Below are 15,523 nucleotides of genomic sequence, written 5' to 3'. Positions count from 1 at the left end.
TGCGCAGGAGTCTGTTGGCGGTCTTGCTCGGGCGGGCGAACGAGCCGGTGTCCGCGGATGTCCTCGTGGACGCGCTGTGGGGCGCCGGGCCAGTCCAGGGAAGCCTGCAGCGGCTCCAGGTCCATATGCACAGAATACGGGCGTTGTTGGACGTCCCCGAACGGCTTTCCTTCGGATCTGACGGCTATTGCCTGCGTGTGGGGCCCGATGAGCTTGACGCCCATCGGTTCGACGTTCTGCTCGAAGAGGCGAGCAGGGTCGCCGCGCGGGACCCACGTCGGTGCGCGGAGCTGATCCGTGAAGCGTTGGGGCTGTGGCGTGGCACGCCGTATCAGGGAGTGGATGTTCCCGAGCTGATCGGGGAGGTCCAGCGTCTTTCGGAGCGCATGCTGCTCGCGGTGGAGGACCTCTACACTGCGGAGCTTCGCTGCGGGAGGCACGGCGAGATCACCGGTGAGCTGACCGAGCTCGTGCGGCGGCACCCGCTCCGGGAGCGGCTGCACGGATTGTTGATGACGGCGTTGTACCAGGGTGGCAGGCAGGCGGACGCCATGGCGGCCTATCGCCACGCACGGGGTGTCCTTGCCGACGAACTCGGCCTTGATCCGGGGCCGGAGCTGCGGGCGCTGGAAAACCGGATCCTGCGGGGCGACCCGATCGAGCTCTCCACACCGGAGCCTGCGCCGGCCCGAGTCCCGGCGCAGGTTCCGCACGACATTTCCGGATTCGTCGGACGCGAATCCGACTTGTCCGCACTCGACGAGCTGCTCGCCGAGGTTGACGGCAAGACCCCGGTCGCGGTGGTCACGGGAACCGGCGGCGTGGGCAAGACAGCGCTCGCAGTGCGGTGGGCCCATCGCGTCAAAGACCGTTTCCCGGATGGTCAGCTGTACGTCGACCTGCGTGGATATGGCCCCGATAGCCCGATGTCTCCCGAGGACGCGCTGGCCTCGTTTCTGCGCGCTTTCGAGATGGACAGCAGTGCCATCCCCCAGGAACTGACGGAGCGCGCGGCACGATTCCGCTCCGTGGTCGACGGGAAGAGGCTGCTGATCCTGCTCGACAACGCCCATTCCGCCGCACAGGTACGTCCTCTCCTTCCCGGAGCGCCCATGTGCCTCGTGGTGGTCACCAGCCGGGACTCCCTCGGCGGGCTCGTGGCGCGCGAAGGTGCTCACCGCGTGTGCCTCGGACGCATGTCCTTCCGTGAAGCCCGGCTTCTGCTCGTCGAACGACTCGGCGACCGCTGCACCGAGGAGTCCGCAGAAACCACCCAGCTGATCGAACGCTGCGTGAGATTGCCGTTGGCCCTGCGCATCGCCGCCGAACGGCTTCGCGAGCATCCGGATCACTTGGCCGCCCTCGTCACCGAACTCGACGATGAGCACGCCCGGCTGGACCTGCTCGACAGCGGCGACGACCCGGACGCGTCGGTGCGTGCGGTGTTCTTTTCGTCCTACCGCAACCTTGCCCCCGAGACGGCTCGGCTGTTCCGGATGTTCGGTGTCCATCCCGGGCACGACGTCGACGCGTATGCCCTCACCGCGCTCGCCGGGAACGGTGACCTGAGGACCACCCGGCGCCTGCTCGACACCTTGGTGCGGGCCAACCTCGTCGACGTCACCGATGAGCACCGCTATGTCCTGCATGACCTTCTCGCGACCTATGCGGCCGAGCTCGCCGGGACAATCGACACCGCGACCGAACGCGTTTCCGCGCTCGCCCGGTTGCTCGACTACTACCTCTACACCGCGGCGATGGCCGTGCGTTTCATCGTGCCCAACGGTCTGGAGATCAGCGAACTGACCGTCAACGCCGACGTCACCGCGGCACCGAACCTGTCCTCCTACGACGCCGCGCTGCGGTGGCTCGACGCCGAACGCACCAACCTGCTCAGGGCGGCCGCGGCGGCCAAGCGGGATCTACCCGCGTACACCACCAGCTTGTCCAGGGTGCTGTCGTGGTATTTCGACGCCGGTATGTACCTCGACGAGGCTTGGCAGCTGCAAGCCAACGCCCTCGACACCGCGCGCGAGCACGGCGATCTCGTCGCCGAGGGCATCTCGCTCCGCACCTTCGGCCTGGTGAGTTTGTGCGCGCACCGGTTCGACGATGCAGCACGATACTTCGAGGACTCCCTCGCCCTGCACCAGAAAGCAGGTGCGCCGCTGTTCCAGGCGGCAACGCTGCACCACTTCGGCGCCCTGTGCGGGTTCGCGGGCCGGGTAGAGGAGGGAATCGGTCACCTGCTCCGATCAGCGGAGCTGTTCCACGAACTCGGACACCGGCTGATGGAACAGTGGCCCCTGACCGCCCTGGGCCAGCTCCACTTGCGGCAGGGACGGCCCGACGTCGCGCTCGAGTACTTGGCTCCCGCGTTCGCCACGGTCGACAGGCACAACTACCGAGCTGGGCAGTTCCAAGCCTCGTACGGTCTCGCCGGGGCATACCGCGACATCGGCCGGTATTCCGACGCACTCGCCTTCGCCCATCGAGCACTGACCTTCGCGCGAAGCACACGTTTCCCAGTGTTCGAGGTCATCACGTTGCACCGCCTCGGCACGATCCACCTTCGGCTGGGTGACCATGAGCAGGCAGCACGGCACCAGCACCAGGCGCTGGCGATGGCGGAGAACTTCACCGACACACAGCTCAAAGCCACGACGCTGAACGGGCTGGGCGAGACCTACGCCGCCGCGGGAGCTTCGACCGAAATCACCCGCCGGTATCACTTGGAGGCACTGGCTGCGGCCACCGACATTGGTGTTCGCTACGAGGAAGCCAGGGCACTCGACGGCCTCGGAGACGTCCACCACCGTCGCGGCGAGCACGACAAGGCCATCGACCATTGGCAACTCGCCCTCACCTGCTACCGGGAAGTTCGAGCACCGAAAATCATCGAGCTCCAGGAAAAGATCGCCAACGCCCAGCGAGAGACCGCAACCACAGAAGTCTGAACCCCAGCGGCGACCAATGCCACGTCCGGTCCGCTTACGCGTTGGCGGACCGTTGTCCCCTGGTGCAGACGAACTGGTAGAACCAAGCGCGAAACCTCGGGTCGAGCATCAACTCGCGATAACGCCGCAACTCCTCGGCGGTCACCCCCGCTGCCACCAGCAACGGTTCCGCCTGGATGTTGAGATTTCGGTGGAGCAGACACGCGGCGTCGCCGCCGACGGTCGTCTCGGAACGCTCCAGGCTGCGGACGTTCACCAGACCTGCCTCTGTCATCCGACCGCCGACCTCGTGCGCCCACTCAAGGTTGATTCCCCGGGCGGTGCCCACGATGTCGTGGGATACGTGCTGGATGCGTACCCACAGTGCCTTATCGGCCTCGCTTGGAGCCGACAGCGGAGTCAGCGGGCGTCCGGAGAACTCGCCGATCACCAACCAGCCTCCAGGTGCGAGGGCATCGACGAGGGTCTTGAAGACTTCGTCTCGCCATGGCAGGTGAAGCAGGAGCAGACGAGCGTGAATGACGTCGTAGGGCCCCTCGTCCGGAAGACCGTCGTTGATGTCGTGACGATACACCTCGACGCCGGCCTTTTCGGTGATGTAGTCGGGGGCCAGATCGACGGCGACTACCCTTCCCTGCGGCCCGGCACGGTCTGCCAGCCACCGGGTGATCGAGCCGCCTCCCGCGCCGAGGTCCAGGCAGCGGGAGCCCGGTTGCGGGTTCACCTTCTCGAGGCACTCGACCGTCGGGCCGTCAAGCAGCTGCTCCAGGTAGTCCATGTGCAGGCGGCCCAGTTCAGAGCCAGTACCGAAAATGTAGTCGTCGCTCATGAAAGCGGTCCTTCGCGTCGGGTGAGCTTGCTCCGGTGAATTGTCGCGCCACCCGCTTTCACGCCACTTACTTGCGCGGGAGATCACCGGTGAAGCGCGATGCACACGGACTGTCGCGGCATTCCCCGCACACCATGTAAGCGAGGAGAAAGTGCCGTGGTGCAGTATTCCGGCGTGCCACGGCAAGGAGGATGAATTGAGCACGGACGGCTCGGCACGCCCATGGTTCCGGCCACATGTCGCGATGTTCGCGGTGGTTCTGCTGACACTGGTTTCTGCGTCTGCGGGGTGTGCGGCACCAAGGCATACCCGGCCGCCTCCGGTTCGGGAGCCGGACCGGTTGCCCGTCGACACGGTGGCCGGCGATGGCGACACATCGAACTCGGGTGGCGGTGATGACGCAGGGGATACCGTGCTCGTGGACGGCGGCGAACCGGCGCGGTCCGATCGACCGGTTCCTGCGTGATCTCGGCACGTGGACCCAGCACATCACTTCCGGCCCGGTGCTCCTGCAGAACTGCGGGAACCGGCTCAACGGAGCGGAACCCGAACCGAGCTGGGAGTTCCTCGACCTCGTGTCATGAGCGGCACGCCCCGGATCCCTGGCGGAGACCCGGGGCGTGTTCCCCCTTCATCCCCCGATCAGACTCAGGACCTGCCCTTGGCGAGCTTCTTCGTGCACACCGCGTTCGGCGAATCCGACGTACACGCCTGCAGGTACACCGTCTGACCCTCGTCGTAGGACCCGTCGATCACCCGCTTCGTCCCGTCACCGTGGGCATAGAACACCGCCGGGCCGCTGCTACCGACCCAGAGCTTGACGATCGCCTTCCGGCCGTTCTTGTGGTGGTCCCAGATCGTCACGACCTCGTCGTACGCCGTGAACTGCCCCATCACGTATTCGTCGGTGCCGTCCTTCGAAGCCTGCTCGTAGATCGAGATGCCGCCGTCGTCCTTGGGGTCGTTCCACGCCGCATGCGACTTGTGCCAGGAGGCCGAGGGATCGGCTGTGGCCGTTCCCCCAAGTACCCCCATACTTGCGACCCCCAGCGCCGCGGCCACCACTGCCTTCTTCATCCGATTTCGCATAACTTTCCCCTCTAATCCGGTTCGTTCAGGACACGCCCTTGGCCTGCCTCTTCGTGCACACCGCGTTCGGCGAATCCGACGTGCACACCTGCAGGTACACCGTCTGGCCCTCGTCATAGGACTCGTCGATCACCCGGGTCGTGCCGTCGCCGTGGGAATAGAACACCGCGGGACCACTGCCGCCGACCCAAAGTTTCAGGATCGCCTTCCGGCCGTTGTTGTGCTCATCCCAGAGGGTGAGCTTCTCGTCGTACGCGATGAACTGCCCCATCACCATTTCGTTGCCGCTGGTCTTGGCGGCCTTTTCGTAGCTGGAAACACCACCCTTGTCGTTGGGGTCATTCCACGACGCCCCGGACTTGTGCCACGTCGCCTCGGGCTCGGCCACAGCCGTTCCCCCGAAGATCCCCATGCTCGCGGCCCCCACGGCCGCGACCACAACTGCCCTTTTCATTCGGCTACGCATTTTCGTTCCCCCTCTATCAGGTCCGGCCTTTGGCCTCTTTCGGCGAGCACTCCGCGTTCGGCGAATCCGAGGTGCACACCTGCAGGTACACCGTCTGGCCCTCGTCGTACGACAGCGGCACCGCGCGCTCGGTCCGGTCTCCGTCGCCGTAGAACACCGCAGGGCCACTACCGCCGACCCAGAGCTTGACGATCGCGCGCCGGTTGTTGTCGTGGTAATCCATGATCGTCAGCGTCTCGCCGTAAGCCTTGAACCGGCCCAGGACGTATTCGGTCTTGCCGCCGCTGACCGGCTTGTACCTCCCCTCGTAGAGGGAGATCCCGCCCTTGTCCTCGGGATCGTTCCACGAGCCGTACCTCGAGTACCAGGAGGCCTCCGTGCCGGCGACCGCCGTGCCGGCGGACATCCCCAGACCGGCGACCGCCAAGGCCATGGCGACCATCGCCTTCTTCGTGCGACTACGCATTTGTTCCCCTCGAGCCGGACCGTCGATGGCGTAATCGGAGCGGCCCGGCCACAGCCCCGACTACCTTCACCAGTGAGACCATGGCAGCCGCCGCTTTCCCCGCACTTACATCGCGCTTTCCCGGCCGCCGCGGCGAGGATCCAGTCACTCACCGCCTTCGCTATGCCCCCAGCCGAACCACCGGGTGCAGCGATCCACGCTCACCTTGCGGTGGGAGCTGATGCTGTTGGGCCATCAGTCCTTTGTTCCGCTGTCGTCGCCGTAATACTGCGGCGCGTTGACCCACTCACCGATCCAAGGCAGAACCGATCGCCCTTTCCCGCAGATTCCGGCACCCGCCCGTGCCGCCCGGCAAGCTGTTACTGGAACTGGTGCCCGTGCCGGTCACCGACATCGAACGGGCCAAAACCTTCTACCAGGACCGGCTCGGGTTCCGCCTCGACGTCGACGTCAACCCGAAGCCCGGCGTCCGCATCGTCCAGCTCACCCCACCCGGTTCGGCCTGCTCGATCACCCTCGCCGAAGGCCTCCCCACCCTCGACATGCCTCCGGGAACACTGCGCGGACTGCACCTGGTGGTCGCCGACATCGAGGCGGCCCGCGCCGAACTCGCCGAACGCGGCGTCGAAATCAGCGACGTCGAAGACCTCGGCGGAGTGTTCTACGCGTACTTCGCCGACCCCGACGGCAACACCTGGTGCCTGCAGCACATGCCCTGGCGTTACTCCCTGGGACACGGCATAGCCGTCGTCAGCTTTCGCACGTACTCATCGGCTCCACCGGCTGACGTCACCGCCCGAACCGAAAGCGCCCCTCTCACACATCCGATGTGGTGAAGGGCGCTTTCCCCGGCAGCTCACCCCGTTCTCGCACCTGTTCAGGTTGACAGAGCGTCCTCGAACGGGAAGGTCGTCAGTTGCTCTCCCCTGCCGGGTCGGATCAGGTACGGGTTTTCCAGTTTGACACCTTCGTTGCCGTCATCAGCGGTCACATAGCTTTCCACGCAAATGATCATTCCGGTTTCGAATGTACCGTCGTAGGATGGTGTCCGCGCTTCATACACAGGCGGCACCTGGGGGTATTCCACCGACATCCCCACACCGTGCACATAGCCGAAACTATGCTCGCGATAGCCTTCGGGTGGCAGCCAGGCCCGATCACGAAATTCCCGAAAAGTCAGGCCTGCACGCAACAGAGCGGCGTTGTGCTCCAATTGCTCCCGAGCGAGAGCGTAGAGGGTTCGTTGCGTTCCGCTTCGCCGTCCGCCCCCGGCGAGAAAGGTCCGGGACACATCGGCGTTGTAACCGAACGGGCCGATCATGTCGGTGTCTAAGCACACCAGATCTCCTGCTTCGACCTTACGAGGCCCGGCTTCCTGATACCACGGCCTGGTCCTCGGCCCCGAGTTCAGCAACCGCGTCTCGATCCATTCCCCACCTTGTTCGGCGTTCACGCGGTTGAGGATCGCCCAGAGTTCGTTCTCGCTCATACCAGGACGTGAACTCGCCTCAGCCACCTCGGCGAGGGCATCTTCTGCCACCTCCAGCGATGTGCGCATGCACGCGACCTCTTCACCGCACTTGATCATCCGGGCGCGCTCCAGCACACTCTGCCCGTACCGCACCTCCACGCCGACCTCTTGCAGCGCAGACAGCTCCGGCACACTGGTCCGGTCGATCGCAAGCGGGCCTTGCCCGTCCACCAGATCGGCGATTTCGGCGGCCCAGTCCCTTGCCCGGTCGGCCACCTCGGGACCACCCGATATGTGATTGACCGCGACCGCCTGCCGCACCTCTCCGATGGTGTCCAACTCCTCGCTGAGGTGGTCGGCGTCGCGGTATTCGAACAGGATCGTAGGCCCGCTGGCGGGCACATACAGATATCGGCTCGGGAAGTGCATGGTCCACAACTGCATGTTTCGCGCGTCAGTGGTGTATCGGATGTTGACCGGATCGTTGAGCACGGCGCCCGCGTAGCCCGCCTCACTCAGCGACTGCTGAACACGCTTCAATCGGTACGCCCGCATCCGAGCCAGCTCAGCAGCCCCGGGTGACGTCGATTCGGCCTTCTCGATCCGGGCCATCCCTTTCCTCTCGTTCGAGGGCCCCAACAGCCCTGGTGACCGACGAAATCCACCATCCGGCGCATACCCCGTTCGGCCGCCATCGATGCACGCGCGCGGGACAGACGGCTCGCCCCGCTGTGGGCTCTGACCCGCATGGCCTCCTCACGCTGTCCGAGGTAGACACATTGACCACTCGCCGATTGTTCAGTGCCGGGCACGGACGCATCCACGGAATCGGGGTCTGCAATGGGAGTTGGAGACAGCGGCGGAGCGGCGGCCGGATGCAGGCAGGGATCGGGTGGAGTGTTTCCCGGCGCACGGATGTACCGGACATGGCGGGACATCGGAGTCCGCGGCTATCGACCGGATGGATTGCCGGAACCGACGTTTCGCGGTGCACAAGTTGCGCGCAACGCCGCTTACGCCGACACGATGGTCCGCACCTCTACGAAGAACGCATCCGGCGGGCTCACCGTCGAGAACACCCGACTCGCCAACGAAGTCGCTGCCCGCTCCGGCGCCGCTGGCCTCTCCCTGTACAAGCCGTGACACGTCACCGGGCCGGCGAACCCGTCGCCTTGGCAGGCGCCCGGTCGACCCGCGGGGAGCAGCTGATGCGGGCGAGCCACTCAAGCACTCTGACACGCCGATGTGGCCGAACGCGCCCACCGGAGTGACCGACCTTGCACGCTCGGCGTCGTCGCGCCCTCATCGGAGGTCGAGGCACCAGACTGAAGAATGCTTCGGAGCTCGGCCAGGAGCCGCTGGGTACGCACATGGGCGGCGATGTGAGCTGCTCCAAGCGGCCGCCGCGTTCGGGTCGCCCATCCGGGTGGCTTCGACGGCCAGAAACTGCTCGGTCATCTCCGCGACCCGCCGCTCCTGCACGGAGGCCGAGATGCCGGCCTCCGTGCTCGTCGATGCCCGTGTCGTCACAGCATCAACAGTCATCCCACTCCGTGCTCATCCCGCCGGACCTCAGCCCCGGCGTGTCGGTTCGCATCCACGGGACTTGAAGTACCGACCTCAGCCGTGTACATACGGCACGGGATAATCTTCAATATCGTCGCGGTTGCTTTTCTTAACGTGTTTGTCCACCGATCCGCCGTTCCCGTCACGGTCACCGTTAAGATCGGGATCGTCTTTCAACGCCTTCAATATTTCTTCATTGTCGACCTCGACGCCGACGTATGTACGGGCCGCACCATAAAGCCGCTCGCCTGCTTCATAGTAGCGCGCACACGTGGTTTTCAAGAATGAAACCAGAGCGTCTTTGACGTCTATCAGCTCCTTGTCCAAGCAAGCGGAACTTTCCGATGGCGCACAAAGTCCACGGTGGTGCCGTGATGCCGCGCCGATTCAGGGTTTGCACCGAGGTATCCGCCGAGATCAGCGTCATTGGGATGAACAGGCTCCAGCGGTTGCACAAGCTGTCGGCCAGTACGCTGGCACAGAAACTGGTTGACGTGTCCGACATCGTTCGGCGATCAGGTACCACTGCTCGTCCGGCTTGCCGCGCTAACCCGAAGCTGCATCCGGAGTATCTCGGCGGAGATTGGACGCCGGCAACGTCGCCAGTGGTCAAAGTCCGCGCGGCGAGCACGCTCCGCGAGCTCCCATCGAGAACAACCGTCCGACGGGATCCCACTGCTACCTGCTGGCTACGCCGAAGGGATCGGCACTTGCGGCTGCCGGCGATTTCGGCCGACCGGACTGAAACTCAGCGCGGACTGAGGTCGAACTTGCGTCCGCACAACTTCCAGCGGCCATCGGCCCGGTTCGCCTCGATCGACAATTCGCGGTGTGCCCGACCCTGTTTCTCGAGCGACATGGTGACGTTGCCTTCGGCGCCGCCGCTGTATTGAGTCACCGCCTGGACACTCAGCCGCAGCCCGTACCGCTGCGCGGTCCCGTCCTTCAACTGCTGAGCGACCTCGTCGTGATTGGCGGCGCACACGTAGTCGTCGAGCGGAAGCGCAGCCGGATCTGAGGAATCGACCGCCTTGTTATACGCCTGGACGAACCTTTCGGCGGTGGCGAGCATGTCACCACCGGACTCGGCCGCGCCGCCCCCGCCGTCGTTCAGGGTGACGACCAGCGCGGTCACAGCGCCACCCGCGAGACCTAGCACCCCCACCACGATGCCGACGATCAAGCCCGCGTTGGACTTCTTCTTCGGCGATGCTTCCTGCTGCCACTGTGGTTCGATCACCGCACGAACGTTAGTGCGCTCTGATGAAAACTTGATGACAACGATCCAGCACGGCGAAACGCCGTGGCCGAAGCGATCGTCTGGTCAGTCAGTCTCTCCGGGTGGCGTGGACGATTTCACCGGGGCGGCGACCGCCGGCAGAGTGCGCATCGCCTTGACAGCAAGCATCGTGAGCGGCGTCGCTATCACCAGTACCGCCGCGGCCTGCACGGCGGCGATCGCGATCATGACGTCCAGGTCCGCGGTTCGCGCGGCGAACTGGAGGTAGTCCATCAGCGTCACGACACGCTGCCCCAGTGCGGTGAGCGCGAACAGTGCCAGTGTCGTCGACCAGGACACCGTGGCGCTTCGCCAGCTCATCCCGGGCACGCTCAAGTACATGACGGCGGCGACGAAGACAGCGGTGCAGACCACGCCTGGCCAGTCCACCAAGGCCGGAGCAGTGAAGGAGGTGAGCAGCAGCGCGATCGTCAGGAGGGAGACACCGACCGGCAGCGCGATGAGCCAAGGCCGTGCTTTCACCGGTGAAGCCGGCCGGTGGAACGCGGCCAGCGCCAGCACCGGCATCGCGTCCACGAGGAGCCCGGTGACCCGGGCGAGGCCGTACGCCCCGTCGACGGTCGCGAAATCCACGGCGAAGAAGACCACGGATTGGGCCAGTGCCAGTGCCGCGAGCAGGCGCGCCGAGCGCCATCGCCCGGTCACCAGGGACAAATAGGCCGCCACCCACACCAACCCGAGCAGGGCCTGCACGTCGGCGACCTGATCGACGGCCACCACGTTCGTCACCCAGGGAGACCACAGGCCCGCCCCCAGACCGGCGAGAGCCGCCACCGCTTGCACGAGCAGCCCCACCAGCGCGAGCCGCCGCACCGTCTCACCCCAGGCGAGGTAACGGGGCGGCGAGCCGTCACCCCCGAGCCGCAGTCGCACCGCCAGTGCCACGACACTGGCGACTTCCGGCAGGCTCGGCCGACCGTAGTCGGCGGCGAACTCCGCGTCTTCGGCGTCCTCGGGTTGCTCGCTCTGCAGGAAAGTGGCGACCATGTCCTCTTCCCACGCCTGCCGGTAGGAGGCGGGAAGCAGTCGCAGAACCCGCCGGTATCGGTCCTCCAGGCGGTTCATGCCAGGCCCCCGGTGTCCGCGGGCCGCCACGCGCGCAGCCGTTCCGCGGCGGCACGGGCGTTGGAGGCCTGCCGCTGGACCTCGGCCGCGAGGGCTGTGCGCCCGGCCTCGGTCAGCCGGTAGTACCGGCGGAGCCGCCCGTTGGCGACCTCTTCCCGGTCCGGCTCGACCAGGCCGTCCGCGACCAGCCGGTCCAGCACGCCATACAGCGTTCCGACCTTCAGCCGCACACGGCCGTCCGAAAGATCGCTCACCTCGCCCACGATCCCGTACCCGTGACGCGTCGTGTCCACCAGCGCGGTGAGGACGAAGAACGCCTGCTCCGTCATCGTTCGACCTGCCATGGAACGCAATATATCGCGAACCGATATATTGTGTCATGCGGAAGCCGGTGTACCGGCGTCGCCGGCGCCGGATCGAAACACGGCACCGGCGAGCGCGTTCCCCATGAACGGCGCGTCGACCCGCGATCGAGCGGTACAGACTGGACCAGAGCGCTGCTACCTGCTCAAGGCCCCGGAGGTCCGGAGCTGATCGGCGCCGACCCCGTGTCGGCGCAGCCGGTGCCCCGCGGGCAAAAGCCGTGGTCCACGAACGTCCCGAGCACTACGCCCACCGCCTTGGCGAGCGGGTAGGCCAGCACCAGGAGGGCGAGCAGGGGCACCGAGGAGAACCAGTTCGACGCGGCCGCGCATCGATGCCCGGGTCCGCTTCAGGTACCCAGCCGGTAGCCGGCTCTCCTGGCTGCTGCGGTTCAAACGCCTCGGGCTGCGCCACGACCGGACCGAACGCACCACGCTGGCCTACTCACGCTGGCCTGCACCGTGATCAACGTCCGCCGGCTCATAAAGATCGAGCTCTGCGACCAGGTCTAACGCATCCATTCACTCGTTTGGGATACATCGGTAGCTCTGTGTCGCCGGGTGGGGGTGACTGGTGAGCTTCTGAGCGCGGAGCAGGTCCTCGGGTCGACACAAGGCCCCCGTCACCACGAGGGAGATCGATCTCCTGGAGGAGGCTGCAGCCGCGTTGCTGACGGCACCATCGACGGGGATGAACGAGTACTCTCGTCGGGAAGTGATCAGCCATCGGTGGGGCCGCCTCTTCAGAGGCGTTCGATACGGTCGGCCTGCGGGCCCCGGTCGCTCTGACGCACCGCGTACCGGACCCGGTCACCCTTCTGCAGCGGCTCCGACCCCATGATCACGGACGCGTGGACGAAGAGATCGTCGCCACCTGCGTCCGGGGTGATGAAGCCGAAGCCGCGGTCGCCGTCGTAGCGCGCGACGACGCCCTCGCCGCCTCGTACGGGCACGTCCCGCGCCGCCGGCCCTGCGGCCGAGGCAGGTGCCGACCGCTGCGGCGCCGTCTGGGGCTCGGCGCCCCGGACCAGGTGCACGTCGCGGGCCTGCGGGCCCTTGTCTCCACTAGCCACCTCGTAGGCGACGCGGTCGCCCTCCGCGAGCCACGTCAGCCCCTCGGCCAGGGCCCGGGCGTGAACGAAGACGTCCCCGGCGCCGGAGTCGGGGTTGATGAAGCCGAAGCCCTTGTCCTCGTCGTACCAGGCCACCGTGCCGTCGGCACCGTCCGCGATACCAGCCGCAGCGGGTGAGCCGGCCCCTGCTCCCAGCGGGATCACGTGCCCGGCCTGCGGGCCGCGCTCGCCTTCGACGATCAGGAAGGCCACCCGCTGCCCCTCGGTGACCACGCCGCCGGTCACGATGGCGGAGCTGTGCACGAAGATGTCGGCGCCGCCGCCGTCCGGCGACGCGAAGCCGTACCCCTTGCCCGGCTCGTACCAGTTGACGGTGCCGAGCAGGCCCACGGCGCTGCCGGTGGCCGCATCGGCGGTGACGCGAACGCGCAGCGCCTGGGGCCCGCGGTCGTTCTCGCCGACCTCGAACACGACGGCCTGACCCTCGCGGAGCACTTTCGCGCCGCCGTCCCCGACGATCTCGGAGGCGTGCACGAACACGTCCGGCGAGCCGTCCTCGGGCGCGAGGAAGCCGAAACCCCGTTCGGCGTCGAACCAACGGACAGTTCCTTGCGGCATCAAAGGCTCCAGGTCGAGAGGGCGGGCACTGGCCCCCAGTCTCCCTGACAGACCTCCGGTCCGTCGGGCCGGGCCCACAGGCGGGCGGTGCGGAGCCAGGGGCGGGCCGTAGGTTCACCTAGCGACACGCCGAGTTTGAGACCAGATCTAAGACGCCGCACGCCAGATGGGCGTTACCAAGATCCCGCAAGGCTCCAATGTCTGCCGAACCCGCGCCGGACCCCTGGCGCGACCCCGAGACTTTTGCCGTTCGCAGGAGAACTACAGCGCTACACGGCCCTTAACGAGACCTCCGGAGAGTGGTTATCGGCCGGTCCACGCACGCTGACGGAACGTGCCCAGCCCACGCCTCTTGGCTTCTTCGTCCCAGACCTCGGCGCTAGTGGCTCTCATCGCGCGGTCGGAGCGCACACCCCGGAACCACTGACCTGCCCTCGCGGCGCCGCGCCCGTCATCGATCATGAACTGAACCCAGCCGAACCAGTAGCCGGTCGTGCTGCGGCCAGCATCGGGCTCACCCATCCCGGAACGCCGCTCTCCGCCCGGCTGTGCACCACCTTCCGTGCCCTCGCGAGCTCCTGCCCCGCGCACAGGTATCCACGTGCGCACCGTTCAATAGCTCCGACGGTAAACCCGCTTGGCCTAACAGCGCTGGTATGCACTGGCCAACCCCCAGGACGGGTTGGGCTTCGAGGAGACAGCGGGTCAGGACACGAACTCCGAAACACCGACCCGGGCACTGGAGCGGCTCGGAGCCGGCGAAAAACCTCGCGATATCGTCCTGGACCTGATCCGGACCGCGATGCTTGCCGCCGAGGGCCGGGTTGCTGATCCCGCATCGCTCTCGGACATCCTCAAGAACTCACGACGCCAGGCCGGGGAGAGCCGTTCTGGGGAAGAGGATTCGCTTGACACAGCTCGCCCTGGAAGCCGTCGGATGTTCCCACTTTGAGGATCTGGCCCCATGGTAACGCGGTCAGAACTTCCCAGCCGGTTTTGAGCAGGCTGCACGCGGCGGCCTGCCCGGCCGTCCATCATCGCCAACTGAGCGTCAGTAGTGAAACCGGCCAGCCCTCGATGCCGCAGACCAGCGATCAGACCGATCATGAACCAGAAGATTCTCTCCCAAGCAGATACTCGAACTTCTCAGAAAATACTTCCAAGTCGAATCGGGTCGAGAGCCCTGAGAGCGCAGCCTCAGGAAGGTAAAACAGATCTCCGTCTCCAAGATTGTCTAGCCCCAGCAGCAACCTAACATCATCGTCTGAGCGCCCCGTGAGCTTGTGTCGCCCGCAAAGACGCCCCGACGACTGATCAAATCTCTCCAGCACCCATCTGGCCATCAGCCCCCGGCTTACGTCCAGGAACCGGCTTTCCCTGGTAGCCGACTACCCGAATTGGGATCAAACTCACCCATATGCTTAGCGTTGTTTTTCCGTTTACCCACATTTCAATAGCGCCAGGCGCGGAATCCCATTCAAGAACCCGACCATCCGGCATCGACCAACGAGCTCGATACCCTCTACCTGATTTCGGGGAACCCTTACCGACATACTCGGCGTCAGGAAAGCCCGGAAGGTTCTTATCTGGTCGCCTGCCCCTGTGCATGAGCCGCTGATCCCGAAGTGGATGTACGACGCGATCAACGCGGGCCGGAAGTTCAGCCAGGGATCGAGGGACGCAACCGAGCCAGCGAACAAACAGCCGGCCACAGCCAGGACCTATCTGTTCCGCGGGCGAATGTTCCACGAATGCGGAAGACGGATGTTCGGCGACTCGCGTCATGACCGGGCGTACTACCTCTGCCGACCGAATAACAACAACAGAGCCCGTGCAGACAAGTTCGCCGACCATGAAAAGGTCCTCTACCTTCGCGAGGACGCCGTTCTGGACGCCGTGGCCAAGTTCTTCGCCGACCGAGTCTTCGGCCCCGACCGGAGGACGATCTTGGAGGCCGACCTGGCCGACGTCGACGATCATGCGACAGCAGAACGAGAGTCCGGGCGAGACCGTGTTCAGCGCAAGCTGGCCGAGATAGCCAAACAACAAGCATCGATCCTGAAACAGGCGCAGCGAGGCGACCCTGACGATCCCTTCACCGCCGCACTGCGGGATCGCTACAACAACCTCCCCAAAGAGGAGAAGCAACTCCAGGCCAAGATCACTGAGCTGGACGAAGCGGACCTTGCAGCGACGCCGTAGCGGAAAGGATCACCGACGTGACGCCCTCCCACGAACTCCCGCGCCGGAGCTTGTGGGGA

The 15,523-nt window shown here is 65.8% G+C and carries 15 protein-coding genes; 4 read left to right on the top strand and 11 right to left on the bottom strand.

What is annotated here, in order from left to right:
- Positions 1–14 precede the first annotated feature (14 nt).
- Entirely contained in the window at positions 15–2,957 is a 2,943-nt protein-coding gene (locus ACXIZN_RS04910) for a BTAD domain-containing putative transcriptional regulator (protein WP_457952764.1), read from the top strand.
- Positions 2,958–2,991: 34 nt separating this feature from the next.
- Here the strand turns inward: ACXIZN_RS04910 and ACXIZN_RS04905 are convergent, their stop codons facing one another.
- Positions 2,992–3,786 carry a class I SAM-dependent methyltransferase gene (locus tag ACXIZN_RS04905; RefSeq protein WP_457952763.1) on the bottom strand — a complete coding sequence of 265 codons (795 nt, stop codon included), beginning with the start codon at positions 3,784–3,786 and terminating at the stop codon, positions 2,992–2,994.
- A 395-nt stretch (positions 3,787–4,181) separates the two neighbouring features.
- Here ACXIZN_RS04905 and ACXIZN_RS04900 point away from each other — a divergent pair, with 395 nt between their 5' ends.
- Positions 4,182–4,370: a hypothetical protein gene (locus ACXIZN_RS04900; RefSeq protein ID WP_457952762.1), complete on the top strand. Its 189-nt coding sequence runs from the start codon at positions 4,182–4,184 to the stop codon at positions 4,368–4,370.
- A 64-nt stretch (positions 4,371–4,434) separates the two neighbouring features.
- Here the strand turns inward: ACXIZN_RS04900 and ACXIZN_RS04895 are convergent, their stop codons facing one another.
- From ACXIZN_RS04895 to ACXIZN_RS04885, 3 genes are read right to left on the bottom strand one after another with little or no spacing between them, the layout of a single operon-like run.
- Entirely contained in the window at positions 4,435–4,863 is a 429-nt protein-coding gene (locus ACXIZN_RS04895) for a hypothetical protein (RefSeq protein ID WP_457952761.1), read from the bottom strand.
- A 37-nt stretch (positions 4,864–4,900) separates the two neighbouring features.
- Complete coding sequence (locus ACXIZN_RS04890) at positions 4,901–5,329, bottom strand: hypothetical protein (RefSeq protein WP_457952760.1); 429 nt, start codon at positions 5,327–5,329, stop codon at positions 4,901–4,903.
- Positions 5,330–5,357: 28 nt separating this feature from the next.
- Positions 5,358–5,807 (bottom strand): hypothetical protein, encoded by a 450-nt coding sequence (locus ACXIZN_RS04885; RefSeq protein ID WP_457952759.1) that lies wholly within the window; start codon positions 5,805–5,807, stop codon positions 5,358–5,360.
- Positions 5,808–6,148: 341 nt separating this feature from the next.
- Between ACXIZN_RS04885 and ACXIZN_RS04880 the strand changes: the two genes are divergently transcribed.
- On the top strand, positions 6,149–6,643 hold the full coding sequence (locus ACXIZN_RS04880) for a VOC family protein (RefSeq protein ID WP_457952758.1): 495 nt from the start codon (positions 6,149–6,151) through the stop codon (positions 6,641–6,643).
- 41 nt (positions 6,644–6,684) lie between these two features.
- Here ACXIZN_RS04880 and ACXIZN_RS04875 read toward each other — a convergent pair whose 3' ends face one another.
- The 7 genes from ACXIZN_RS04875 to ACXIZN_RS04845 all read right to left on the bottom strand — a co-directional run bounded on the left by ACXIZN_RS04875 (position 6,685) and on the right by ACXIZN_RS04845 (position 14,870).
- Entirely contained in the window at positions 6,685–7,890 is a 1,206-nt protein-coding gene (locus tag ACXIZN_RS04875) for a M24 family metallopeptidase (RefSeq protein ID WP_457952757.1), read from the bottom strand.
- Positions 7,891–8,898: 1,008 nt separating this feature from the next.
- Entirely contained in the window at positions 8,899–9,171 is a 273-nt protein-coding gene (locus tag ACXIZN_RS04870; protein WP_457952756.1) for a hypothetical protein, read from the bottom strand.
- Between the two features lie 421 nt (positions 9,172–9,592).
- Positions 9,593–10,084, bottom strand: a complete 492-nt coding sequence (locus ACXIZN_RS04865) for an Rv0361 family membrane protein (protein ID WP_457952755.1) — start codon at positions 10,082–10,084, stop codon at positions 9,593–9,595.
- A gap of 84 nt (positions 10,085–10,168) precedes the next feature.
- Positions 10,169–11,209, bottom strand: coding sequence for a hypothetical protein (locus ACXIZN_RS04860; RefSeq protein ID WP_457952754.1), 1,041 nt, complete (start codon positions 11,207–11,209; stop codon positions 10,169–10,171).
- Complete coding sequence (locus ACXIZN_RS04855; protein WP_457952753.1) at positions 11,206–11,553, bottom strand: PadR family transcriptional regulator; 348 nt, start codon at positions 11,551–11,553, stop codon at positions 11,206–11,208. The genes ACXIZN_RS04860 and ACXIZN_RS04855 overlap by 4 nt, the downstream gene beginning before the upstream one ends.
- 761 nt (positions 11,554–12,314) lie before the next feature.
- Positions 12,315–13,262 (bottom strand): cold-shock protein, encoded by a 948-nt coding sequence (locus ACXIZN_RS04850; protein ID WP_457952752.1) that lies wholly within the window; start codon positions 13,260–13,262, stop codon positions 12,315–12,317.
- A 1,314-nt stretch (positions 13,263–14,576) separates the two neighbouring features.
- Positions 14,577–14,870, bottom strand: coding sequence for a colicin E3/pyocin S6 family cytotoxin (locus ACXIZN_RS04845; protein ID WP_457952751.1), 294 nt, complete (start codon positions 14,868–14,870; stop codon positions 14,577–14,579).
- Here ACXIZN_RS04845 and ACXIZN_RS04840 point away from each other — a divergent pair.
- Positions 14,865–15,464 carry a zinc ribbon domain-containing protein gene (locus ACXIZN_RS04840; protein ID WP_457952750.1) on the top strand — a complete coding sequence of 200 codons (600 nt, stop codon included), beginning with the start codon at positions 14,865–14,867 and terminating at the stop codon, positions 15,462–15,464. The two genes, ACXIZN_RS04845 and ACXIZN_RS04840, sit on opposite strands and share 6 nt — an antisense overlap.
- Positions 15,465–15,523: the final 59 nt, after the last annotated feature.

Source organism: Amycolatopsis sp. TRM77291 (assembly GCF_054166285.1).
The sequence above is the reverse complement of the archived record's forward strand: the minus strand, read 5'-3'. Positions and strand labels throughout refer to the sequence as shown.